At 70.9% G+C, this 20,977-nt stretch carries 19 protein-coding genes and 1 riboswitch; of the genes, 7 read left to right on the top strand and 12 right to left on the bottom strand.

Annotated elements, in window-relative coordinates; all coding sequences use genetic code 11:
- Window positions 1–28: 28 nt before the first annotated feature.
- Entirely contained in the window at window positions 29–1,306 is a 1,278-nt protein-coding gene (locus IG88_RS0123150) for an extracellular solute-binding protein (RefSeq protein WP_031044385.1), read from the bottom strand.
- A 453-nt stretch (window positions 1,307–1,759) separates the two neighbouring features.
- On the opposite strand from IG88_RS0123150, the gene IG88_RS0123145 reads away from it, so the two are divergent.
- The 6 genes from IG88_RS0123145 (at window position 1,760) to IG88_RS0123120 (ending at window position 8,939) form a co-directional block, all read left to right on the top strand.
- The gene (locus IG88_RS0123145) at window positions 1,760–2,524 is read left to right on the top strand and encodes a GntR family transcriptional regulator (protein ID WP_031044382.1); all 765 of its coding nucleotides are present in this window, start codon (window positions 1,760–1,762) and stop codon (window positions 2,522–2,524) included.
- A 146-nt stretch (window positions 2,525–2,670) separates the two neighbouring features.
- Window positions 2,671–2,958 (top strand): DUF3311 domain-containing protein, encoded by a 288-nt coding sequence (locus IG88_RS0123140; RefSeq protein ID WP_031044381.1) that lies wholly within the window; start codon window positions 2,671–2,673, stop codon window positions 2,956–2,958.
- On the top strand, window positions 2,955–4,565 hold the full coding sequence (mctP, locus tag IG88_RS0123135; RefSeq protein WP_031044380.1) for a monocarboxylate uptake permease MctP: 1,611 nt from the start codon (window positions 2,955–2,957) through the stop codon (window positions 4,563–4,565). Before IG88_RS0123140 ends, mctP begins: the two co-directional genes overlap by 4 nt.
- 72 nt (window positions 4,566–4,637) lie before the next feature.
- Window positions 4,638–5,144 (top strand): GNAT family N-acetyltransferase, encoded by a 507-nt coding sequence (locus tag IG88_RS0123130; RefSeq protein ID WP_031044377.1) that lies wholly within the window; start codon window positions 4,638–4,640, stop codon window positions 5,142–5,144.
- Window positions 5,145–5,206: 62 nt separating this feature from the next.
- A riboswitch (cobalamin riboswitch) is annotated at window positions 5,207–5,368 on the top strand.
- Between the two features lie 125 nt (window positions 5,369–5,493).
- Window positions 5,494–7,899: a ribonucleoside-diphosphate reductase subunit alpha gene (locus tag IG88_RS0123125; RefSeq protein ID WP_031044375.1), complete on the top strand. Its 2,406-nt coding sequence runs from the start codon at window positions 5,494–5,496 to the stop codon at window positions 7,897–7,899.
- The gene (locus IG88_RS0123120) at window positions 7,899–8,939 is read left to right on the top strand and encodes a ribonucleotide-diphosphate reductase subunit beta (RefSeq protein ID WP_031044372.1); all 1,041 of its coding nucleotides are present in this window, start codon (window positions 7,899–7,901) and stop codon (window positions 8,937–8,939) included. Before IG88_RS0123125 ends, IG88_RS0123120 begins: the two co-directional genes overlap by 1 nt.
- On the opposite strand, the gene IG88_RS0123115 is transcribed toward IG88_RS0123120, so the two are convergent.
- On the bottom strand, window positions 8,852–9,115 hold the full coding sequence (locus IG88_RS0123115; RefSeq protein WP_031044368.1) for a hypothetical protein: 264 nt from the start codon (window positions 9,113–9,115) through the stop codon (window positions 8,852–8,854). The genes IG88_RS0123120 and IG88_RS0123115 overlap by 88 nt on opposite strands.
- Before the next feature lie 92 nt (window positions 9,116–9,207).
- On the opposite strand from IG88_RS0123115, the gene IG88_RS0123110 reads away from it, so the two are divergent.
- Complete coding sequence (locus tag IG88_RS0123110; RefSeq protein ID WP_031044366.1) at window positions 9,208–10,176, top strand: GlxA family transcriptional regulator; 969 nt, start codon at window positions 9,208–9,210, stop codon at window positions 10,174–10,176.
- A 15-nt stretch (window positions 10,177–10,191) separates the two neighbouring features.
- Here the strand turns inward: IG88_RS0123110 and IG88_RS0123105 are convergent, their stop codons facing one another.
- The 10 genes from IG88_RS0123105 to IG88_RS0123060 form a co-directional block, all read right to left on the bottom strand.
- On the bottom strand, window positions 10,192–11,568 hold the full coding sequence (locus IG88_RS0123105) for a cytochrome P450 (protein WP_031044362.1): 1,377 nt from the start codon (window positions 11,566–11,568) through the stop codon (window positions 10,192–10,194).
- Window positions 11,565–12,650 carry an epi-isozizaene synthase gene (gene cyc1 / locus IG88_RS0123100; protein WP_031044360.1) on the bottom strand — a complete coding sequence of 362 codons (1,086 nt, stop codon included), beginning with the start codon at window positions 12,648–12,650 and terminating at the stop codon, window positions 11,565–11,567. The genes IG88_RS0123105 and cyc1 overlap by 4 nt, the downstream gene beginning before the upstream one ends.
- Before the next feature lie 259 nt (window positions 12,651–12,909).
- The gene (def, locus tag IG88_RS0123095) at window positions 12,910–13,560 is read right to left on the bottom strand and encodes a peptide deformylase (protein ID WP_031044356.1); all 651 of its coding nucleotides are present in this window, start codon (window positions 13,558–13,560) and stop codon (window positions 12,910–12,912) included.
- A gap of 91 nt (window positions 13,561–13,651) precedes the next feature.
- A complete protein-coding gene (locus tag IG88_RS0123090; protein WP_031044353.1) occupies window positions 13,652–14,632 on the bottom strand; it encodes a tetratricopeptide repeat protein in 981 nt (326 codons plus the stop codon).
- A gap of 113 nt (window positions 14,633–14,745) precedes the next feature.
- Complete coding sequence (locus IG88_RS0123085) at window positions 14,746–15,966, bottom strand: HD-GYP domain-containing protein (RefSeq protein WP_037836475.1); 1,221 nt, start codon at window positions 15,964–15,966, stop codon at window positions 14,746–14,748.
- 727 nt (window positions 15,967–16,693) lie between these two features.
- Window positions 16,694–18,016 carry an HD-GYP domain-containing protein gene (locus tag IG88_RS0123080; RefSeq protein ID WP_031044348.1) on the bottom strand — a complete coding sequence of 441 codons (1,323 nt, stop codon included), beginning with the start codon at window positions 18,014–18,016 and terminating at the stop codon, window positions 16,694–16,696.
- A 165-nt stretch (window positions 18,017–18,181) separates the two neighbouring features.
- Window positions 18,182–18,493, bottom strand: a complete 312-nt coding sequence (gene rsrA / locus IG88_RS0123075) for a mycothiol system anti-sigma-R factor (protein WP_031044345.1) — start codon at window positions 18,491–18,493, stop codon at window positions 18,182–18,184.
- Complete coding sequence (gene sigR, locus IG88_RS0123070; protein WP_031044343.1) at window positions 18,490–19,173, bottom strand: RNA polymerase sigma factor SigR; 684 nt, start codon at window positions 19,171–19,173, stop codon at window positions 18,490–18,492. The genes rsrA and sigR overlap by 4 nt, the downstream gene beginning before the upstream one ends.
- Before the next feature lie 257 nt (window positions 19,174–19,430).
- Window positions 19,431–20,087, bottom strand: a complete 657-nt coding sequence (locus IG88_RS0123065) for an alpha/beta family hydrolase (RefSeq protein ID WP_031044341.1) — start codon at window positions 20,085–20,087, stop codon at window positions 19,431–19,433.
- 12 nt (window positions 20,088–20,099) lie between these two features.
- The gene (locus IG88_RS0123060) at window positions 20,100–20,915 is read right to left on the bottom strand and encodes an SOS response-associated peptidase (protein WP_031044339.1); all 816 of its coding nucleotides are present in this window, start codon (window positions 20,913–20,915) and stop codon (window positions 20,100–20,102) included.
- Between the last annotated feature and the right edge of the window lie 62 nt (window positions 20,916–20,977).

Here is a 20,977-nt window from a genome sequence, read left to right as displayed (position 1 = left end):
GTCAGCCCCCGCCCCGGCTCACCCAGTGCTACTGCTGCTGCGCCAGGCGCTTGTTGAACTCGCCCTCGACCTGCTTGGCGGCCTCGGCCGGGGTCTTCCCCTTCAGGACGGCCGTCAGGTACGTCTTGATCGGGTTCGGGTCGTTCTCGACCGCGGCCCACTCGGGGATCAGCGGCGTGGTGTCACCGAACTTGGAGGCCGGCGCGGCGGCCTGGGCGGCGGCGTTGCCCTCCAGGTTGCTCTGCAGCGCCTCCTTGTTCGGGATGACGCCGTTGGCCTTGGCCAGGCCGCCCTCGAACTTGTCGGAGAGGGCGATCTTCAGGAACTCCTTGGCGAGGTCCTGCTTCTTGCTGCCCGCGGCGACGGCCAGGTTGGAGCCGCCGAGGAAGACGCCCTCGGGCTTGTCCGCCGTGGCACCCGGAATGGTGAAGTAGCCGAGGTCCTTCTCGATCGCCGGGTTGGCGGTGACCGCCGTGCCACCCTCCCAGCCCATGCCGATGATGGCGCCCGTCTTGCCCTTGGCGAAGATCTCACCCTGCTGCGGGGTGGCCTCGTCCTTGTCCTTGGGTGCCTTGGAGAGGGCCTGGAACTTCTTGTAGGTCTCGGTGGCCGCGGCGACCTTCGGGTCGTCGAGGTTGGAGACGTACTTGTCGCCGTCCTTCTTGACCAGCTCGCCGCCCTCGCCGATGACCAGGCCCACGAAGTGGTACCAGTTCTGGCCGGGCAGGTAGATCGGCTCGGCGTCGGTCTTCTCGCCGATCGTCTTGAGGTCGTTGTAGAACTCGTCGCGGGTCTTGGGCGTCTCCTTGATGCCCGCGTCCGCCCAGATCTTCTTGTTGTAGATGACCGTGCGGTTGACCACGAACCACGGGGCCGCGTACTGCTTGCCGTCGAAGACGGCGGACTTGTTGAGGGACTCGGACCAGTCCTTGCCGATCTCGCTCTTGAGGTCGCTCAGGTCCGCGAGGCCGCCGGTCTTGGCGTAGGCCGGGGTCTGGGTGTTGCCGATCTCGAAGACGTCGGGCGGGTTCTCCTCGGACAGAGCGGTGGTCAGCTTCTGCTGGATGCCGTTCCACTTCTGGATCTCGAACTTGACCTTGGCCTTGGTCTTCGCCTCGAACTCCTTGGCGAGGTCCGCCTGCCAGTCGTCCGGCGAGGAGCCGTCCATCACCCACACGGTGAGCGTCTCGCCGGCGTACCCGTCGGCCCCGGCCTTCTTGTCCCCGTCGTCGCTGTCGCCCCCGCACGCGGCGATCGAGACCATCATGCCCGCGATACCGATCGCGGCTATAAGCTTGCGCTTCACGCCATCCTCCTCAGGGATGCCACACAACCCCCCTGCCTCCCCGCGGTTGCTCGTCGACGCGGACCGCCCATGGGGCCGGGATCTGGACCAATGGTGTAGACCAGTAGGGGGAGCTTGGCCCAGACCAATAGGACTGTCAAGGGTGTTCAAACTCCCCCGGTCCGTCCGTGATGGGACCGAGATATGCAGGGACCTTTCATTGCGCAAGCGACAGAACGGGCGGACCGGGAACGGGTGTACCACCCCCCACCGAACGACCCGCCGGCGCGGCCCCGAACGCGCGTACCAGCGGCGCCTGAACCCGCTGTGGACTAGACCAAGGGTGTTCCCCCGGGTATACAGAAGGGATCACGGAGCGTACGGGGGCATCCCCGCACGGAGCCGTGCCACGATGTGAGCCGTGGCCGACAGGGATAGCGGTCGCTTCGGCACCCGGAGCCGGGAAGGCAGAGCATGAGCACCGACGTCAGCAGTGCGGAGAACGAGGGTGGGGCGACCGTCCGTACCGCGCGCGTGCCCAAGTACTACCGTCTGAAGAAGCATCTGCTCGACATGACCCGGACCCAGACGCCGGGCACCCCGGTCCCGCCCGAGCGCACACTGGCCGCCGAGTTCGACACCTCGCGCACCACCGTGCGCCAGGCCCTGCAGGAACTGGTCGTCGAGGGCCGCCTGGAACGCATCCAGGGCAAGGGCACCTTCGTCGCCAAGCCCAAGGTGTCGCAGGCGCTGCAACTCACCTCGTACACCGAGGACATGCGGGCCCAGGGCCTCGAACCCACCTCGCAGCTACTGGACATCGGCTACATCACCGCGGACGACCGGCTCGCCGGACTGCTGGACATCACGGCCGGCGGCCGGGTCCTGCGCATCGAGCGGCTGCGCATGGCCAACGGCGAGCCCATGGCGATCGAGACCACCCACCTCAGCGCGAAGCGCTTCCCGGCCCTGCGCCGCTCCCTGGTGAAGTACACGTCCCTCTACACCGCGCTCGCGGAGGTGTACGACGTCCACCTCGCCGAGGCGGAGGAGACCATCGAGACCTCCCTGGCCACCCCGCGCGAGGCCGGCCTGCTCGGTACCGACGTCGGCCTGCCGATGCTGATGCTCTCCCGGCACTCGCGGGACCGCACCGGCCAGCCGGTGGAGTGGGTGCGCTCGGTGTACCGCGGCGACCGCTACAAGTTCGTGGCCCGGCTCAAGCGCCCGCAGGACTAGTACATTCCAGGCGTACCTTTCCCGCGCCCGGGTGCGAAGTTTCGGTTGGGGACCGATATACGGACGAGGTCTTCCGCTGTCCTTACGCCGTCACCTACATTTCGTGCGCACTGCACGAGGTGATCAGCGAGGGGACGGAGCCGCGCATGCCAGAAGACACCGAGGCGAGCAGAGAGCCGGTGGTGACCCCGGTGCGGGTCGTCATCGGGATCTGTCTCGTCGCACCGTTCGTCGCCATGCTCTGGGTCGGTTCGTACGCGAAGGCGGACCCGACGTTCATCGGCATCCCGTTCTTCTACTGGTACCAGATGGCCTGGGTGCTGATCTCGACCCTGCTCACGGTCCTCGCGTACAAACTCTGGCAGCGCGACCAGCGCGGGCGCGCCGCCCACTCCGCCGCCTCCTCCTCCGCGAAGGGCGGTGAGCCGCGATGAACGACGGCGTCAACGGCGTCGCACTCGCCGTCTTCATCTTCTTCTTCGTCCTCGTCACCGCCATGGGCTTCATGGCCGCCCGCTGGCGCAGGGCCGAGAACGAGCACAGCCTCGACGAGTGGGGCCTCGGCGGCCGCTCCTTCGGCACCTGGGTCACCTGGTTCCTGCTGGGCGGCGACCTGTACACCGCCTACACCTTCGTGGCCGTCCCGGCGGCGATCTACGCGGCGGGCGCCTCCGGCTTCTTCGCGGTGCCGTACACGATCCTGGTCTACCCGCTGATCTTCACCTTCCTGCCCCGCCTGTGGTCGGTCTCGCACAAGCACGGGTACGTGACGACCTCGGACTTCGTGCGCGGCCGGTTCGGCTCCAAGGGCCTGTCGCTGGCGGTCGCCGTCACCGGCATCCTGGCCACCATGCCGTACATCGCGCTGCAGCTCGTCGGCATCCAGGCCGTGCTCGACGTGATGGGTGTCGGCGGCGGCGAGGACACCAACTGGTTCGTCAAGGACCTGCCGCTGCTGATCGCCTTCGGCGTGCTCGCGGCGTACACCTACTCGTCGGGGCTGCGCGCGCCCGCGCTGATCGCGTTCGTGAAGGACACGCTGATCTACATCGTCATCGCGGTGGCGATCATCTACATCCCGATCAAGCTGGGCGGCTTCGACGACATCTTCGCCGCGGCGAACGACAAGTTCACCGCGTCGGGCAACGGAGGGGTGGTGCCCGGCGCGGGGGGTCAGTGGACCTACGCGACCCTGGCGCTCGGCTCGGCCCTCGCGCTCTTCATGTACCCGCACTCGATCACCGCCACGCTGTCCTCGCGCAGCCGTGAGGTGATCCGCCGCAACACCACGATCCTGCCGCTGTACTCGCTGATGCTGGGCCTGCTCGCGCTGCTCGGCTTCATGGCGATCGCCGCCGGGGTCAAGGTGGAGAACGGCCAGTTGGCGATCCCGCAGCTGTTCGAGAACATGTTCCCGGACTGGTTCGCGGGCGTGGCCTTCGCGGCCATCGGCATCGGCGCCCTGGTCCCGGCGGCGATCATGTCGATCGCGGCGGCGAACCTCTTCACCCGCAACATCTACAAGGACTTCATCAAGCCGGACGCCACCGCGGCCCAGGAGACCAAGGTCTCCAAGCTGGTGTCGCTGCTGGTGAAGGTGGGCGCGCTGATCTTCGTCCTGGGCATGGACAAGACCGTCGCGATCAACTTCCAGCTCCTGGGCGGCATCTGGATCCTGCAGACCTTCCCGGCCCTGGTCGGCGGCCTGTTCACCCGCTGGTTCCACCGCTGGGCGCTGCTCGGCGGCTGGGCGGTCGGCATGGTCTACGGCACGGTCGCCGCCTACGGTGTGGCCTCGCCGACGCAGAAGCACTTCGGCGGCTCCTCCGACGAGATCCCCGGCATCGGCGAGATCGGCTACATCGGTCTCACCGCCTTCGTGCTGAACGTCCTGGTCACCGTCGTCCTGACCGTCGTCCTGAGGGCGGTCAAGGCGCCCGACGGCGTCGACGAGACCAAGCCGGCCGACTACACGGCGGACGCCGGCGACCCGGGCGTCCAGGTGGAACTGCCGCCTGCCACGGCGGGCAGCTCGCACTAGCTCCCCTCCTCCAGCGGGCCGTCGGAGAAATCCGGCGGCCCGTTGTCGTACCCGTCGGGCACACTCGGCGGCATGGACTTCGTGATCCGGCCGGCGACGGCCGAGGAGTACGGCACGCTCGGCGAGATCACCGCGCAGGCCTACCTGCGCGACGGCCTCCTCGACTTCGGGGAGGACGACACGTACCTGGGCGAGCTGAGGGACGTGGCCAAGCGGGCGGCGGCCGCGGAGGTGCTGGTCGCCGCGGCGGACGGGCGGGTGCTCGGCGGCGTGACCTTCGTGCCGTCGGGCGGCCCGATGGCGGACATCTCGCGCCCCGGGGAGGCCGAGATACGCATGCTGGCCGTCGCCCGCGAGGCACGCGGCCGCGGGGCCGGGGAGGCGCTCGTGCGGGCCTGTGTGGACCGCGCCCGGGCCGTGGCGGGGTGCACGGGCGTCGTGCTGTCGACCCAGACCGCGATGCGCACCGCACACCGTCTCTACGAGCGCCTGGGCTTCGTCCGCACGCCCGGCCGCGACTGGAACCCCCTGCCCGAGCTGGACGACATCACGCTGCTCACGTACCGGCTGACGCTCTGACAGCGGCGCCCCGGCACCGGCGGGAGACCTCGCCAGGACACAACATCTGGGGGTGCTCGCGCCACCCGGCACAAGATGTATGCTCGTGCTCGCTGTCGCCGCAGGGGAATCCGGTGCGAATCCGGAACTGACCCGCAACGGTGTACATGCGTGCATCCGTACGTCTTCGCACGTGCGCGCACGCCTGTCCAGTCCGAGGACCTGCCGACAGTGCGCCCGGCCGTCCCGGCCCGGGTGCCATGACGTCCGGGCCTCGTGGAGTGGGCCGGTGGACGCGCGACGCCGCGTGCGCTCGTGTGCTGCCCCCTGCCCTCCCCCAGGCCCCGTGCCGAGCGAGGGAGTGCTCCACGTGACCATCGCGCCAGCCGACCCGGCTTCAGCGGACCCGGTGCCGGCTCCAGCCGCCCCGGGGACCGCCGCCCCCGCCCCCGGGGGACCCGACGGGCCCGGTGCCGCCCTGCTGCGGACCCTGACCGGGCTGACCGCCGATCTCCCCGACGCCGATCCCGGCCGGGTGGCCGCCGCCGCGCTCCGCGGCCGGTCCGCGCACGCCGACGAGGCCGAGCTGCGCGAGCTGGCCACGGAGGCCGCCGCGGGCCTGATCTCCGAGGACCCGGTCTACTCCCGGCTGGCCGCCCGGCTGCTGACCCTCTCCATCCGGGCCGAGGCCGCTTCCCAGGGCGTCGTCTCCTTCACCGACTCGGTCGCCACCGGCCACCGCGAGGGCCTGATCGCCGACCGCACGGCCGCCTTCGTACGGCTGCACGCGGACCGTCTCGACGCCCTCGTCGACCCGGACGCCGACGACCGCTTCGGCTATTTCGGGCTGCGCACCCTGTACAGCCGTTACCTGCTGCGCCACCCGATCACGCGCAAGGCCGTCGAGACGCCCCAGCACTTCCTGCTGCGGGTCGCCTCCGGGCTCGCGGAGGACGACACCGTCCGGTCCGTGGACGAGGTCGCCGCCCTGTACGGCCTGATGAGCCGCCTGGACTACCTCCCCTCCTCCCCCACCCTCTTCAACTCCGGCACCCGGCACGCCCAGATGTCGTCCTGCTACCTCCTGGACTCCCCCAAGGACGAGCTGGACTCCCTCTACGACCGCCTCCACCAGGTCGCCCGCCTGTCCAAGCACGCCGGCGGCATCGGCATCGCCTACTCGCGCGTCCGCTCCCGGGGTTCACTGATCCGCGGCACCAACGGGCACTCCAACGGCATCATCCCGTTCCTGAAGACGCTGGACGCCTCGGTCGCCGCCGTGAACCAGGGCGGCCGGCGCAAGGGCGCGGCGGCGGTCTACCTGGAGACCTGGCACGCGGACGTCGAGGAGTTCCTGGAGCTGCGGGACAACACCGGCGAGGAGGCCCGCCGTACGCACAACCTGAACCTCGCGCACTGGGTGCCGGACGAGTTCATGCGCCGCGTGGACGCCGACGGGACCTGGTCGCTGTTCTCCCCCGCCGACGTGCCGGAGCTGGCCGACCTGTGGGGCGAGGAGTTCGACGCGGCCTACCGGGAGGCCGAGGCGAAGGGGCTCGCCAGGAAGACCCTCCCGGCCCGTGAGCTGTACGGCCGGATGATGCGGACCCTCGCGCAGACCGGCAACGGCTGGATGACCTTCAAGGACACCGCCAACCGCACCGCGAACCAGACCGCCACCCCGGGCCACGTCGTCCACTCCTCCAACCTCTGCACGGAGATCCTGGAAGTCACCGACGACGGTGAGACGGCGGTCTGCAACCTGGGCTCGGTCAACCTCGGCGCCTTCGCCGACCCCGCGAGCGGCGGCATGGACTGGGAGCGCCTGGACGCCGCCGTCCGCACCGCGGTCACCTTCCTGGACCGGGTCGTGGACATCAACTTCTACCCGACCGAGCAGGCGGGCCGCTCCAACGCCCGCTGGCGCCCGGTCGGTCTCGGCGCGATGGGCCTCCAGGACGTCTTCTTCCGGCTGCGCCTGCCCTTCGACTCCCCCGAGGCGAAGGCCCTGTCCACCCGCATCGCCGAGCGGATCATGCTGGCCGCGTACGAGACCTCCGCCGACCTCGCGGAACGCAACGGCCCCGCGCCGGCCTGGGAGAAGACCCGTACGGCCAAGGGGGTGCTGCACCCGGACCACTACGGCGTCGAGCCCACCTGGCCGGAGCGCTGGGCCGCGCTGCGCGCGCGCATGGCGACGACCGGGCTGCGCAACTCCCTGCTCCTGGCCATCGCCCCGACCGCGACCATCGCCTCCATCGCCGGTGTCTACGAGTGCATCGAGCCGCAGGTGTCCAACCTCTTCAAGCGCGAGACCCTGTCGGGCGAGTTCCTCCAGGTCAACTCCTACCTGGTGGACGACTTGAAGCGGCTCGGTGTGTGGGACGCCCGCACCCGTGAGGCGCTGCGCGAGGCCAACGGCTCGGTGCAGGGCTTCTCCTGGATCCCCGAGGACGTGCGCGCGCTGTACCGCACCGCCTGGGAGATCCCGCAGCGCGGCCTGATCGACATGGCCGCCGCCCGCACCCCGTACCTCGACCAGGCCCAGTCCCTGAACCTGTTCCTGGAGACGCCGACCATCGGGAAGCTCTCCTCGATGTACGCCTACGCCTGGAAGCAGGGCCTGAAGACCACCTACTACCTGCGCTCGCGCCCGGCGACCCGGATCGCCCGCGCCGCGGGCCGAACCGCCGCCGTCCCCGTGCAGGCCGCCCCCGACCCCGAGGCGGTCGCCTGCTCCCTGGAAAACCCCGAGTCCTGCGAGGCCTGCCAGTAATGACCACCGAGACCCCCGCCAACCCCGCGAACCCCGCCACGAAGAACCTGCTCGACCCGGGCTTCGAACTGACCCTGCGCCCCATGCGCTACCCGGACTTCTACGAGCGCTACCGGGACGCCATCAAGAACACCTGGCACGTCGAGGAGGTCGATCTCCACTCGGACGTCGCCGACCTGGCGAGGCTCAGCCCCGAGGAGCAGCACCTGATCGGCCGGCTGGTGGCCTTCTTCGCCACCGGTGACTCGATCGTCGCGAACAACCTGGTGCTGACCCTGTACAAGCACATCAACTCCCCCGAGGCGCGGCTGTACCTGTCCCGCCAGCTCTTCGAGGAGGCCGTGCACGTCCAGTTCTACCTGACGCTGCTGGACACCTATCTGCCCGACCCGGACGACCGTGCCGCCGCCTTCGCGGCCGTGGAGAACATCCCCTCGATCCGCGAGAAGGCCGAGTTCTGCTTCAGGTGGATGGACTCGGTCGAGTCGATCGACCGGCTGGAGACCCGGGCCGACCGCCGCCGCTTCCTGCTCAACCTCATCTGCTTCGCCGCGTGCATCGAGGGCCTGTTCTTCTACGGCGCCTTCGCCTACGTCTACTGGTTCCGCAGCCGGGGCCTGCTGCACGGCCTGGCCACCGGCACCAACTGGGTGTTCCGGGACGAGACCATGCACATGTCCTTCGCGTTCGACGTCGTCGACACCGTGCGCAAGGAGGAGCCGGAGCTGTTCGACGAGCAGCTCCGGGAACAGGTCACCGACATGCTGCGGGAGGCCGTCGAGGCCGAGCTGCAGTTCGCGCGCGACCTGTGCGGCGACGGCCTCCCGGGCATGAACACCGACTCGATGCGGCAGTACCTGGAGTGCGTGGCCGACCAGCGTCTGACCCGGCTCGGCTTCGCCCCGGTGTACGGCTCGGAGAACCCCTTCTCCTTCATGGAGCTGCAGGGGGTTCAGGAGTTGACCAACTTCTTCGAGCGGCGCCCCTCGGCGTACCAGGTGGCGGTGGAGGGCACCGTCGACCTGTCCGAGGACTTCTGAGTCTTCGGGGGCTTCCGCGTCTCCTTCCCCGGGCTCCGCCCCTCCTCGGCCTCCCTGAGCTGACGGTCGATGCGCCGGTCGCGCACGATGCCGATCACCGAGGGGAGGACCATGAGGACGAGGAGTCCGAAGGTCACGAGCATTCCGACAAGGCCTTCGATCTGGTTTGCGGTCATGACACCACTGTCGTGGCGGTCGCTCCTTACCGGGAGTGGCAGGACTGCCGTAAGGCCTCGATTTCCTGCCACTTCCGGGGCACACTGGCGGCATGCTGCGCAACGTGGCCGCCGTCCTGCTGGACGGCGCGCATCCCTTCGAACTGGGCGTGATCTGCGAGGTCTTCGGCATCGACCGGAGCGACGAGGGGCTGCCGCGGTACGACTTCGCGGTGGTCTCCGCCGAGGGCCCCGAGCTGAGCACCCACGTCGGCGGTCTGACCGTCTCGACGCCGTACGGTCTCGACCGGCTGGACGAGGCCGACCTGATCGCGGTGCCGGCGGGCAGCGACTTCGTCCGCCGGGAGTACCCGCCCGAGCTGCTGGAGGCCCTGCGCGGGGCGGCCGACCGGGGCACCCGCGTCCTGAGCGTGTGCTCCGGCGCCTTCGTGCTGGGTGCCGCCGGTCTCCTGGACGGGCGGCGGTGCGCGGTGCACTGGCACCACGCGGCCGAACTGGCCCGGCAGTACCCTCGGGCCGAGGTCGCGCCGGACGTGCTCTACGTCGACGAGGACCCGGTGATCACCTCGGCCGGGACCGCCGCCGGCATCGACGCCTGCCTGCACATCGTGCGCAAGGAGCAGGGGACCGAGGTCGCCAACCGGATCGCGCGGCGCATGGTGGTGCCGCCGCACCGGGACGGCGGGCAGGCGCAGTACATCGAACGGCCGTTGCCGCGCTCCTCCTGCGACACCGTCGGCGAGGTGCTGGCCTGGATGGAACAGCACCTCGACGAGGAGGTCACCGTCGAGCAGCTCGCGGCCCGGGCGCACATGTCACCGCGCACCTTCGCCCGCCGCTTCCAGCAGGAGACGGGGACGACTCCTTACCGCTGGATCCTGCGCCAGCGGGTGCTGCTGGCCCAGCGGCTGCTGGAGGCGACGGACGAGACGATGGACACGATCGCCTGGCGCGCCGGGTTCGGCACGGCGGCGGCCCTGCGGCACCAGTTCACCAGGGCGCTGGGCACCACTCCGCACGCCTACCGGCGCACCTTCCGGGGCCCGGAGGCCGCCGCCTGATCCGTCCAGGCCGCGTCACCGCGCCACGGGCCTGACCAGCAGGTCGTGCGGGCGCAGCGTGATGCCGACCCGGACCGCGTCGTTCGAGCCCGCCACCTGTTCGAAGCGGTACTTCGCGGCGAGCGCGGCCGTGATCAGCGTGAGCTGCGCCATCGAGAAGTGGTCACTGGGGCACTTCCGCTTGCCCGCACTGAAAGGCTTCATGGCGTATTTCGGCACATTCTTCGCCCGTTCCGGGAGCCATCGGTCCGGGTCGAACTCCAGGTTGCGGTCGTACGACTTCGGATCGCGTTGGATTGCGTACGGACTGTAGATGATGTCCGCACCGGCCGGAATGCGATAGCCACCGAGTTCACTCTCGGCCACCGCGCGCCGGGTCAATACCCATACGGCCGGGCGCAAACGCATGGCCTCCACGACGACATTGCCGGTGTGCGTGAGGCTGCGGACGTCCTCGAATGCCACGGGGCGTCCACCGGTGACCGCTTCGACTTCGTCGCGTATGCGGTCGGCATGTTCCGGATGGTCGGCAAGTGCCTGGAGCAACCACATGATCGTGGACGCGATGGTTTCACTGCCGGGAGTGAGAATCGCGACCACCTGGTCGTGGATCTCCTGTTCCCCGATCGGGTCGCCATTGTCGTCCTTCGCCTCCAGCAATGCCGTGAGCAAATCGTCCGGCCTTTGACCGGATGCGCGGCGCTCGGCGATGATCTCGTCGACCAGCAGGTGCAGATCGGCCAACGCGTCGTTGAAGCGGCGGTTGGCCGGAAGCGGCAGCCGGTACAGCGGCCCGAGCGGGACCACCATGCGGCGGTACATGCCCCGGAAGACGGTGGCGAGCGCGACGCACAGCCGCTCGGCCCGCTCGTCCATGTACTGCCCGCGCAGCAGGCAGCGGGCCGCGACGCGCACGGCGACCCGGAAGGACTCGGAGGTGGCGTCGACGGTCCGCCCCGGCTGCCAGCGCTCGGTGAGCGCGTGCGCCTCCTCCTCCATGATCGGCCCGTAGGCGGGGATGGCGTCGAGCCGGAACGCCGGCTGGATGGTGCGCCGCTGGCGGCGGTGGAGCGGGCCGTTGGCGGTGGCCACGCCCTCCTTGCCGAGCAGCCCCTCCAGCGACTCCCACAGCGGCCCCGCTATGTGGTAGTCGGGGTTCAGGGCGAGGGCGCCGGTCAGCTCCGGGTTCGTGATCGCGTAGACGGTCTTGGGGCCGAGCTTGATGCGCACGATGTCGCCGTGGTCACGCAGTTGGGACATGAAGGCCAGCGGGTCGCGGGCCAGCCGCCAGCCGTGGCCGAGCAGCGGCACGCCGCCGCCGGCGACGGGCGGTTCGCGTAGCTCCGGTGCCCCTGGTGCGCGCGTTTCGGGACGGACGGACTCGACGGTCATTTCTCACCTGCCGCTTCGTTGTTGACGTACGGGGGCGTGGACCGGTCGTCCCAGCTGTCGACCCGGTACCGGCCGGACTCGTGATGGAACCAGTAGACGGAACTGAACCAGTTCCGCATATTGCCGACGTTGGCCCGTACGGCGCCGCCCAGTTCCTTTCCGCGTACGGTTCCGTCGGCGAGCCGGTCGGCGAAGCGCAAGGCTTCCTGCTCCGCGTCGAGGAATTCGTTGATGCATTCCTCGACGCGTCGCCGGACTTCTGCGACGGCTTCTTCCAGCGTGAGCGAGTGATGGGTGATGAGGCTGATTCCGAGATTGTGGACCTCGTCCCCGGCTATTTCTTTCGGAAGCGAGCAGAGGTCGTTGTACCAGGCGGCGAATTCCTGACTCAGCAGCGCCGCCCGTCGATATGCCGGGTGTTTCCTCACTGCGTCGGGGAGTTCACAGCCCGAACTCGGCTCCAGCAGGTCGGTCCAGATCCAGTGCGCGAAAGTGAGCCGGCGCAGTTCGAGGTACTCCTCGACGCCGGGCACGATGCGGCGCGTGCGGTTGTGGAATTCCCGGTCGTACGCCTCGATCACCGCGTGGAAGTGCCGGGCGAAGCGGGCGTTCCAGGTGGCCGGCAGGAAGGTGTAGAGCCGCCGCACGCTGTCGGCGAACCCGGCCACCAGCGCGTCCTGGTGGTACAGGTGGTCCCCGGGTGAGTCGAGCGCCGCGTGCAGCCGGCCGCGCAGGCGCCGCCAGGCGCCGGGGCGGCCGTGCACGATGTCGCGGTCGTGCCGGTCGTCCCAGACGAAGAACCACGCGCTGTAGTCGGCTATCGCCTGCATGACCTCGTCGGGGGCGCCCAGGTAGTACCCGGCCATGAGGTCCGTGTAGCACAGGCCGTCGGCATATTCCTCGACCTTGTCCGCCGGCATGAGCCCTTTCTCGCGCAGCCAGGCGCGCGTTGTCTCCTGGAGCCTGGGCCAATACGGGTGCAGTTGGCGGGGAAATTCCGCCTCGATCACCGGAAGGCGGAGCGATGACGGTACTGCGATCGCTGTCGGTGTCGCTGTGGTGCCGTGTGAGAAAGCGTGCACGAACAAACCCCTCTCAGCCGCCGGTGGCGCACCCCTCTGCCTGAGCCGGGCGTGCGCCGTTGCGTATCGCCGCGCTTCCCATTCAGCACCACAACTGACCGTTCTGGGAACGGATTTGCTTCATTCACTACCCCTGCGTGCCGGAATTTTCCTGGTGTGTGGCGGCTTTCCGTGGGGGTGCACAGACGAACGGCGCCCGCTCGGGGAAGACCCGAACAGGCGCCGTGCGCAAGAAAGATGTGGGGCGGGTGTGGCGGTGTCAGTCGTTGGCGACCACGGGGTAGCGGGGCTCGTTCTCGGCCATCTGCCGCAGGGCGTCCTTGCGTTCGCGCTTGGAGAGCCGGTCGATGTACAGGTATCCGTACAGGTGGTCCGTCTCGTGCTGCAAACACCGTGCGAAGTACCCGGTGCCGCGCACCTTGACGGGGTTGCCCTTCTCGTCCTGCCCGGTCACCTCGGCGTAGTCGGGGCGGGCGAGCGGCGCGTAGGCGGTCGGCACGGACAGGCAGCCCTCGTTGCTGTCGTCCAGGCGGCGGCGGTCCGCGGGCAGTTCGACGAGCCTGGGGTTGCAGACCACGCCGACGTGACGGACGCCCTCGTCGTCCGGGCAGTCGTAGACGAAGACCTTCTTGGGAACACCGATCTGGTTGGCGGCCAGGCCCACGCCCTCGGCGGTGCGCTGACTCGCGAACATGTCGGCCACCAGTTGCTGGAACTCCTCGCCGAAGTCGGTGACGTCCTCGCACTCCTTGTGCAGCACCGGGTTGCCGACCACCGTGATCGGGCGCGAGGTGCCGCGGCCGCGCCAGTCGGCCTCACGCTCCTCGCAGTCCTGGGTGTCGACGACGAAACCCTCGTCGTCCACGGGGAGCACGCCCCGGTGCTGCTGATCGGTGTCCTGCTGGGCCATGACCGACGTATGCCTTCCTCGTACAACCAAGGGTGATGCTGATGCTGGAGTGCCTGGACAGGGACTGTCCCGTCAAAGACTACGGGGCCGCTCAGCAGACCTCTTCCAGGTCCCGCCAGTCACGCGAGTCAGGGCTGTCCGCGACCCACCCGTCCAGCAGCCCCTTCACCAGCCCGGCCGGCGCGGCCACCCCGCACTCCCGCTCCGGAACCCACAGCTGCCCGTCCGTGCGGTGCCCGAGCGGCCCGGGGTGTCCGGGTTCGCTGTGGTCGTGCGGGTCGAGGTGCTCGCCCTCGCCCTCGTCGGACGGCATCCGGGACTCCGAGCACATCCGGCACAGCAGCCGGACGGAGGAGGACCAGTCCTCGGCGGCGAATCCGGCGTCCGCGGCCAGTTGCTCCAGCGCGTCCCGGTCGGCCTCGGTGGCGGCCTCCAGGAGGACCACCCAGGTGGGCACGGGTGAGGGCGCCCACAGCTCGATCTCGTCGAAGACGGGGTAGGAGTGCCCGGCGCTGGTCGTCCGCTCCCCGTGCGGTACGCCGTCGTGCAGGACGACCTCGCCCCAGCGCCGCCCCGAGGACGGCAGCGGGATGGACAGCACCTCGACGCGGGCGGGGTCGAGCCGCCGCCCCCACACCACCTCGGCCTCGCCCTCCGGGGAGAGCCGTACGGCCGCGCTGCCGAGGTCCATGCCGAGCGGCTCACCGGCGTCCGTGGCGTCCCCCGGGGTGCGCAGCCCGTAGGCCTGCCAGGCCCGGCGGGCCAGCGGCCAGTCCTGCAGGGCGGTCGCGGCGATGCCGACGTTCCACCAGTCGGGGGCGCCGGTGTCCCGGTCGAGCAGCGCGACGGCCCGCAGGCCCGCCGCCCTGGCCTGCTCCCAGTCGTGCCGGAACTTGTGCAGCAGCGCCAGGTTGAACCAGGACTCCGACAGCCAGGGCTCCAGGTCCGCCGCCCGCGTCAGCAGCGCGCCCGCGTCGTCGTAGCGACCGTCGCCGATCAGCGTGAACGCGCGGTCGGTGGCCTGCCGCCAGGAGGCGGAGGGCCGGTGCCGTGCCTTGCCGAAGATCCTCACGATTCCCGCCTGCCAGTTCCGTTCAGTGGGCTGGCTGTGCCTTTCGCGCCCCCGGACACCCTCTCCCGGGCATCAAACCACGTACGGCTGCGGAGGCGCTCATTACCCATGGGTTACCCAGCCGCGGGCTCGGTAAGGCTGCCCCGGGAAAGGACTCGGGCCAGCGCTTCCACCACCTCGGGAGCGTAGTCGCCGGCGGTGGCCAGGCGCAGCTCCTCCAGTGCCGCCAGGCCGCCGCCGGGACCCGCGTCCCGTGCCTTCTCCTCGTAGGCGTTGACGACCCGCACGATCCGCGCGGCCACCGGCTGCTCCCGGCAGGGGTCGGCCTGCCGCTCCACCACCACCGCGACCGCCGCGTCGACGCCGGTCTGGCGGACGACGGCCCCGCCGAGCAGCGCGATCCGCCGCTGTTCCGAGGCGGGCAGGTCGGCGGTGGCACCCGCCGGGACCGGGTCGACGAGGCTGAGCTGGCCGATGTCGTGCATGAGCGCCGCGTACTCCAGCACCGTCAGCTCCGCCCCGGACAGCCCCAGGTCCCGTCCGACGGCCACCCCGAGTCCGGCGACGCGGCGGGCGTGCCCGGCCGGGGTGTACCCGGCGATCTCCGTGGCGCGGGCCAGGGAGGCGATGGTCTGCCGGTAGGTGGCCCGCACGGCCGCGTACCGGCGGTAGGAGAGCTGGGCGAGCAGCAGCGGCACGGAGAAGACGGGCAGCGCCCACAGGCCCGCGACGCTCACCGCGAGCGCCATCACGGCACCGGTCGCGCACACCGCGGAGGTGATCCCGACCATGCCGCGCAGCTCTTCGCGCAGCAGCGGTCCGAAGGGCCAGCCGGTGCGCGCGTGCGCGGGTGCGGCGGCGAGCACGGCGTCGCACAGAGTGGTCAGGGCGAGCAGCGCGAGGAGCAGCAACGCGTAGGCGGGGCCGCTCCAGTGGTCGAAGACACCCTGGTTGGACAGGGGCCGGAAGCAGACGGCGGCGAAGCCCACGGTGAGCGTCCGCCGGGCCAGGGGGTCGAGGACGGGACCGCCGCCGCGGGCGACGTAGGGCACGCTGCCCAGCAGGGAGGCGGCGAGGACGACGGCGACGGTCTGGGCGACGCCGTGGTGCGCGGGCTGCCCGGCGACGTCCCCGAGCAGCGCGTACGCCAGCGCGCCCGCGGCACCGAGCGGAGCCGCCTCCCGGGCCTCGGCACCGCTCCGCCGGGTCAGCTCGCCGAGGGCGACCAGCCCCCCGAAGGCGAGCGCCACGGGCCGCTGCTGGGGCCCCGTCCCGAGCACGGAGGCGAGGCACCCGAGCGCGAGGAGCCCGGCACAGCCGGGCACGAGGAGCAGCGCCGCCGTCCCGGGGGGCCGGGGTTTCCCGCCGGTCCCCGGGGACGGGTCCGGCCGCTGCCGCCGCAGCGGTGCCGAGGGGGCGGCCGACGGGACCCGTGGCCGGAAGGACGTCACGGCACACCTCCGTCCGCACGCCGCCCGCGCCCCACCGGGGACCAGCGCCGGTCGGCGTCCCGCGTACGCGCACCGGCGTGCCCCGCCCCCGGTCCCCGGCCGCCCGCGGGGGCGGATCCCGCCCCCCGGTCGCCCGCCGGACGCCGGGCACTCCAGCCGCGGCCGGCGGCACACGCGCGACGGTCCCGCCCCGGCCGCAGGCACCGGCGCGGACAGCATCCGTTGCGGCGACCGGCCCGACGGAGGCACCCGGCAGAGCACGGGGACGGGACCGGGCCAACCCACCCGAGAGGCCACGGACCAACCACCCGGCGAAGCCACCCGACACGACACGGACCAAGCGCCCAGCCGAGCAACCCGACACCACACGAACCAACCACCCGGCAAAGCCACCCGACACCACACGAACCAGGCACCCAGCCAAGCAACCCGACACCACACGAACCAACCACCCGGCAAAGCCACCCGACACCACACGAACCAGGCACCCAACCGAGCAACCCGACACCACACGGACCAAGCACCGAGGAAAGGCACCCGGCACGACACGGACGGCGGACGCCGCGCGGGCGGCGGGTGCGGCAACGGCGTGCCGGGGGCTCCGGCTTCCTCATGACGCCCCCTTGCCGACGCGGTCCCGCGCGCCCCCGCGCCGTCCCGGCACCGCGCCGGGCGCGGCAGGTGTGCCGTCCGCCGTCACCGACGGGCGCCACCCGTGGCGGCCCAGGGCGTGGACCAGCGCCCGCACCATCCGCGGATCGAAGTGCGCCCCGGCACACCGCTGGAGCTCCTCCAGCGCCGCCGCGACGGGACGGGCCCGGCTGTAGGAGCGCGTGGAGGTCATCGCGTCGAAGGCATCGGCCACGGCCACCACCCGGGCCGACTCGGGGATCCGGTCGCCGGCCAGCCCGTAGGGGTAGCCGCTGCCGTCCAGCCGTTCGTGGTGGTGGAGGACGGCGGCGCGGGCCTCTCCGAGGAAGCGGATGCCGCGCACCATCTCGTGACCGTATTCCGGGTGCAGTTCGATCACCCGCCGTTCCTCGGGCGTCAGCGGCCCGTCCTTGCGCAGCAGCCGGGTGGGGACGCCGAGCTTGCCCACGTCGTGCAGGATGCCGGCGAAGCGGAGGGTCTCGACGCGTTCGTCGTCCATGCCCAGCTCGCGGGCGATCATCATGGAGGCCTGACCGACGCGTTCACTGTGGCCGCGTGTGTAGCCGTCCTTGATGTCGACGGCCTGCACCAGGGCCCGGATGGTCGCCTGGTGCGCGGCCCGCTCGCGGTGGTACTGGGCGAAGGCCCACCACGCCACGCACATCGGCAGCAGCACCAGCAGCGCGGCCACCGGACCGTACGGGCTGCGCCACAGGACCGCCATCATCAGACCGGCGAGCCCGTGCACCGCGATCGGCCCGAGCGACTGGAGGAACAGCCCTCGCCAGGCCCGCCGCGGCGGCACGCGGTCGGCGAGGGTCAGGATCCCGCCGTCCAGGACGGTGAGCACCACGCAGAACGCGAGGACGGCGGCCCCGGCCGGCACGAGGACGTACGGGAAGGCGGGCTCGACGACCGCGTCCCGGCCGCCGAGCCGCCAGTGGACGCAGGCGGCGGCCCACACGGCGAGGGACAGTTGCGCGGCCCGCCACACCCGCCGCAGGCCGTACGGCCGTCGTGGCACCGGGGACAGCAGTGCCCCGGGCAGGGCGACGAGCGCGGCGGCGGGCGGCGGCAGCAGGAAGGCCCCGGCGAGCAGCACGGGATAGCAGGTCCCGACGAAGCGGGACCGCGCGACCAGTTCGGAGCCCGCGTACAGCCCGGCCAGCAACAGCACCGCCCACCAGGGCGCGTGCACCGACGGCAGTGGCCGCAGGCAGAGCAGGGCGACGAGGGCGACGCACACGACGTACGCACGCGCGCGTGCGGGTACCGCGTCCATGAGCCCCTCCCCGGCCACGCCTGTGAGTCTCGGAGCCTAGGACGGCAACGGGGAGGCCGCGGGCAGATAACCCGCGGATTAGCACGTACGAGTGACCTCGGTACGGCACGAAACCGAACGGCCCCGTGCGTTTCCGGACCGGCTCGGAGTCGGCTCAGGACCGGCTCATGACTCCTGGGGCGCCGACGGCGAAGCCGTGACGTCGTGTTCGGGCACGGCCTGGCCGGACCGGATCAGGTCCAGCCGCCCCATCACCTTGGCGCGCAGGTCGCCCGGCACGTCGTCCTGGCCGCAGCACCGCTTGACCAGCTTCTTCACCGCCTGCTCCAGCCCGTACTTCTCCAGGCAGGGCGAGCACTCCTCGAAGTGGTGCTCGAACTTCACGCAGTCCGAGTCCGGCATCTCCTTGTCGAGGAACTCGTAGAGATGATCGAGGATTTCGCTGCACTCCGTCTCGTGCGGCTCTCCGCAGCTCATGACCCCGAGCCTTTCGCTTCGTTCGACTCTCCGGCGCCGGCGGGGACCAGACCGCGGTCGCGGGCGTAGTCCTCCAGCATTCCGCGCAGCTGACGGCGTCCACGGTGCAGCCGGGACATCACCGTACCGATGGGTGTCCCCATGATGTCCGCGATCTCCTTGTAGGCAAAGCCCTCGACGTCCGCCAGATACACGGCGATACGGAATTCCTCGGGGATCGCCTGGAGCGCCTGCTTCACGTCCGAGTCGGGCAGGTGGTCGAGCGCCTGCGACTCCGCGGAGCGCAGACCCGTCGACATGTGCGACTCGGCACGGGCGAGCTGCCAGTCCTCGATCTCCTCGGCCGCGCTGCGCTGGGGTTCGCGCTGCTTCTTGCGGTACGAGTTGATGAAGGTGTTCGTGAGGATGCGGTACAGCCACGCCTTGAGGTTGGTGCCCTCGCGGAACTGGTGGAAGGACGCGTACGCCTTGGCGTAGGTCTCCTGCACCAGGTCCTCGGCGTCGGCCGGGTTGCGCGTCATGCGCAGCGCGGCCGAGTACATCTGGTCGAGGAACTCCAGCGCGTCCCGCTCGAAGCGCGCGCTGCGCTCGGCGGCCGACTCCGCACCCGTGCCCCGGCCCTCGGGCTGCTCCGACCGGCCGTGTTCGGTCCCTGCGTCGGTCCCAGTGACCGGACCCACCTCCTCCAGTGACGTCGTGAAACCGAGACCGGTCTCACTCGAATCGGAGGATAGACGACGATCCGGTCCGCCCGCCGCCCGAATAGGGGCGGTCTTGGCGGCGTGCAGCACGGTCCAGTCCAGGTCGGCGCGGCTGCTGCGACTCGGGCAGAAGGCTGAACCCATGCGGCGGACTTCCTCTCCTACGGCGTCGGTGCTGATTCTCAGCAACGTATGCACCGCACAACATCGGTCACCCGCCGGTCATTCCCGGCCGTTCAGCCGAGTGGGCCGGCCCACTTCACGACGCCTTCGGTGATCAGCTCCAGCGCCCGCTCCTGGGTGATCTCCGCCCGCTTGGGCACGGCGAAGCCGTGGTCGCCGTACGGCACCTCGACCAGGTCGTAGGTCCCCTCGGGTGCCTCGGGGAACTCCTGCGGCCTGCCGAAGGGGTCGTTGCCGCCCTGGACCACGAGGGTGGGCACCCCGGCGCCCAGCAGTTCGGCGGCGCGGGACTTCTCCGGCTTGCCGGGCGGGTGCAGGGGGAAACTGAGGGCGAGGACGGCGCGGGCGCCCAGTCCGGCCGCGGTGCGGCAGGCGACGCGGGCCCCCGCGCTGCGGCCGCCCGAGATCACCGGCAGGCCGGGCGCGGCCAGCGCGGGCCAGACGCCCCGCCAGCCGGTGTCCAGGGTCTTCGGTGCGGGCGCCAGCTTCTTGCCCGCCACCCGCCAGGGCTGCTCCACCAGGGCGACGCTCACCCCGTGGCCCGGCAGGGCGGCGGCCAGGGCCCGCAGGTCACGGGCCTCGATGCCGCCGCCGGCGCCGTGGCTCAGGGCGAGGACGAGCCGGGGCCGGTCCGCGCGGTGCCAGGTGATGCGGGCGGGGCCCGCGTCGGTGTCGACGGTCTCGGTGGTGTCGCTGGTGTCGCTGGTCACGTCAGAAGAGTGTCAGAAGAGTGTGCCTTCTTCCGGTGCCTCCAGCTCCTTGAGCAGCTCGGGCCCGTTGTTGCGGACGTTGCTCACGGCCGTGGACACGGGGAAGGCCCGCATCAGCCCGGGGGGCGGGGGCGCCAGCAGGGCGGTCAGTTCGTCGGGGTCGGTACGGGCCGGGTCGAGCCAGTCGTCCCAGCGGTCCGGGGTCAGCATCAGCGGCATCCGGGGGTGGATCTCGGCCAGCGCGTGCGGGCCGTCGGCCGGGCCGACGGCGAGCGGCGTGGTCTCGGCCTCGGTGGTGATCACCGAGCACGTCACCCACCAGGCCTGCGGGTGGTCGTCCGGCAGGGTCCGGTCGCGCCAGAACTCGTAGAGCCCGGCCATGGCGAACACCGACCCGTCGGCCGGGGTCACGAAGTACGGCTGCTTGCGGGGCCGCTTCTTGCGCCCCTCCACCTCCAGGTCACGCTCCTGCCGGCCGGTGACCCACTCGTAGTAGCCGTCGGCGGGCAGGATGCAGCGCCGGGCACTGAAGGCGCGACGGTAGGAGGGCTTCTCGTGGACGGTCTCCGCGCGGGCGTTGATCATCCGGGCGCCGCCCTCGGGCGTCCTGGCCCAGGAGGGGACCAGTCCCCACTTCAGTTTCCGGAGCTGGCGAACCGGCCTCGGGTCCCCGGCGTCCTTCAGGGGACGGTCCAGGACGGCGTAGACCTCCTTGGTGGGCGCCACGTTGTAGTCGGGCTCCAAGCTCTCCTTGGGCTCCCACTTCTCGATCTCAAAGATTCCCGCGAGATCCTCGGGTCGACGACTCGCCGCATACCGTCCGCACATACGTGCCACACTGCCAGGCCCGCCCGTCTCCCGGCCACCACCCTCGACGAGGCGCCTGGCGC

This window comes from Streptomyces sp. NRRL F-5650 (genome assembly GCF_000721365.1).
GTDB lineage: Bacteria > Actinomycetota > Actinomycetes > Streptomycetales > Streptomycetaceae > Streptomyces > Streptomyces ardesiacus.
This window is presented reverse-complemented; position numbering and strand designations above follow the sequence as displayed.

What these genes read in the sequence shown, in the direction of transcription:
- IG88_RS0123120 (WP_031044372.1), top strand. Translation starts at nt 7,899, where the DNA reads ATGACCACCGAGACCCCCGCCAACCCCGCGAACCCCGCCACGAAGAAC.
- IG88_RS0123140 (WP_031044381.1), top strand. Translation starts at nt 2,671, where the DNA reads ATGCCAGAAGACACCGAGGCGAGCAGAGAGCCGGTGGTGACCCCGGTG.
- IG88_RS0123080 (WP_031044348.1), bottom strand. Translation starts at nt 18,016, where the DNA reads ATGGACGCGGTACCCGCACGCGCGCGTGCGTACGTCGTGTGCGTCGCC.
- def (WP_031044356.1), bottom strand. Translation starts at nt 13,560, where the DNA reads ATGGCCCAGCAGGACACCGATCAGCAGCACCGGGGCGTGCTCCCCGTG.
- rsrA (WP_031044345.1), bottom strand. Translation starts at nt 18,493, where the DNA reads ATGAGCTGCGGAGAGCCGCACGAGACGGAGTGCAGCGAAATCCTCGAT.
- IG88_RS0123145 (WP_031044382.1), top strand. Translation starts at nt 1,760, where the DNA reads ATGAGCACCGACGTCAGCAGTGCGGAGAACGAGGGTGGGGCGACCGTC.
- IG88_RS0123130 (WP_031044377.1), top strand. Translation starts at nt 4,638, where the DNA reads ATGGACTTCGTGATCCGGCCGGCGACGGCCGAGGAGTACGGCACGCTC.
- IG88_RS0123115 (WP_031044368.1), bottom strand. Translation starts at nt 9,115, where the DNA reads ATGACCGCAAACCAGATCGAAGGCCTTGTCGGAATGCTCGTGACCTTC.
- mctP (WP_031044380.1), top strand. Translation starts at nt 2,955, where the DNA reads ATGAACGACGGCGTCAACGGCGTCGCACTCGCCGTCTTCATCTTCTTC.
- IG88_RS0123110 (WP_031044366.1), top strand. Translation starts at nt 9,208, where the DNA reads ATGCTGCGCAACGTGGCCGCCGTCCTGCTGGACGGCGCGCATCCCTTC.
- IG88_RS0123105 (WP_031044362.1), bottom strand. Translation starts at nt 11,568, where the DNA reads ATGACCGTCGAGTCCGTCCGTCCCGAAACGCGCGCACCAGGGGCACCG.
- IG88_RS0123060 (WP_031044339.1), bottom strand. Translation starts at nt 20,915, where the DNA reads ATGTGCGGACGGTATGCGGCGAGTCGTCGACCCGAGGATCTCGCGGGA.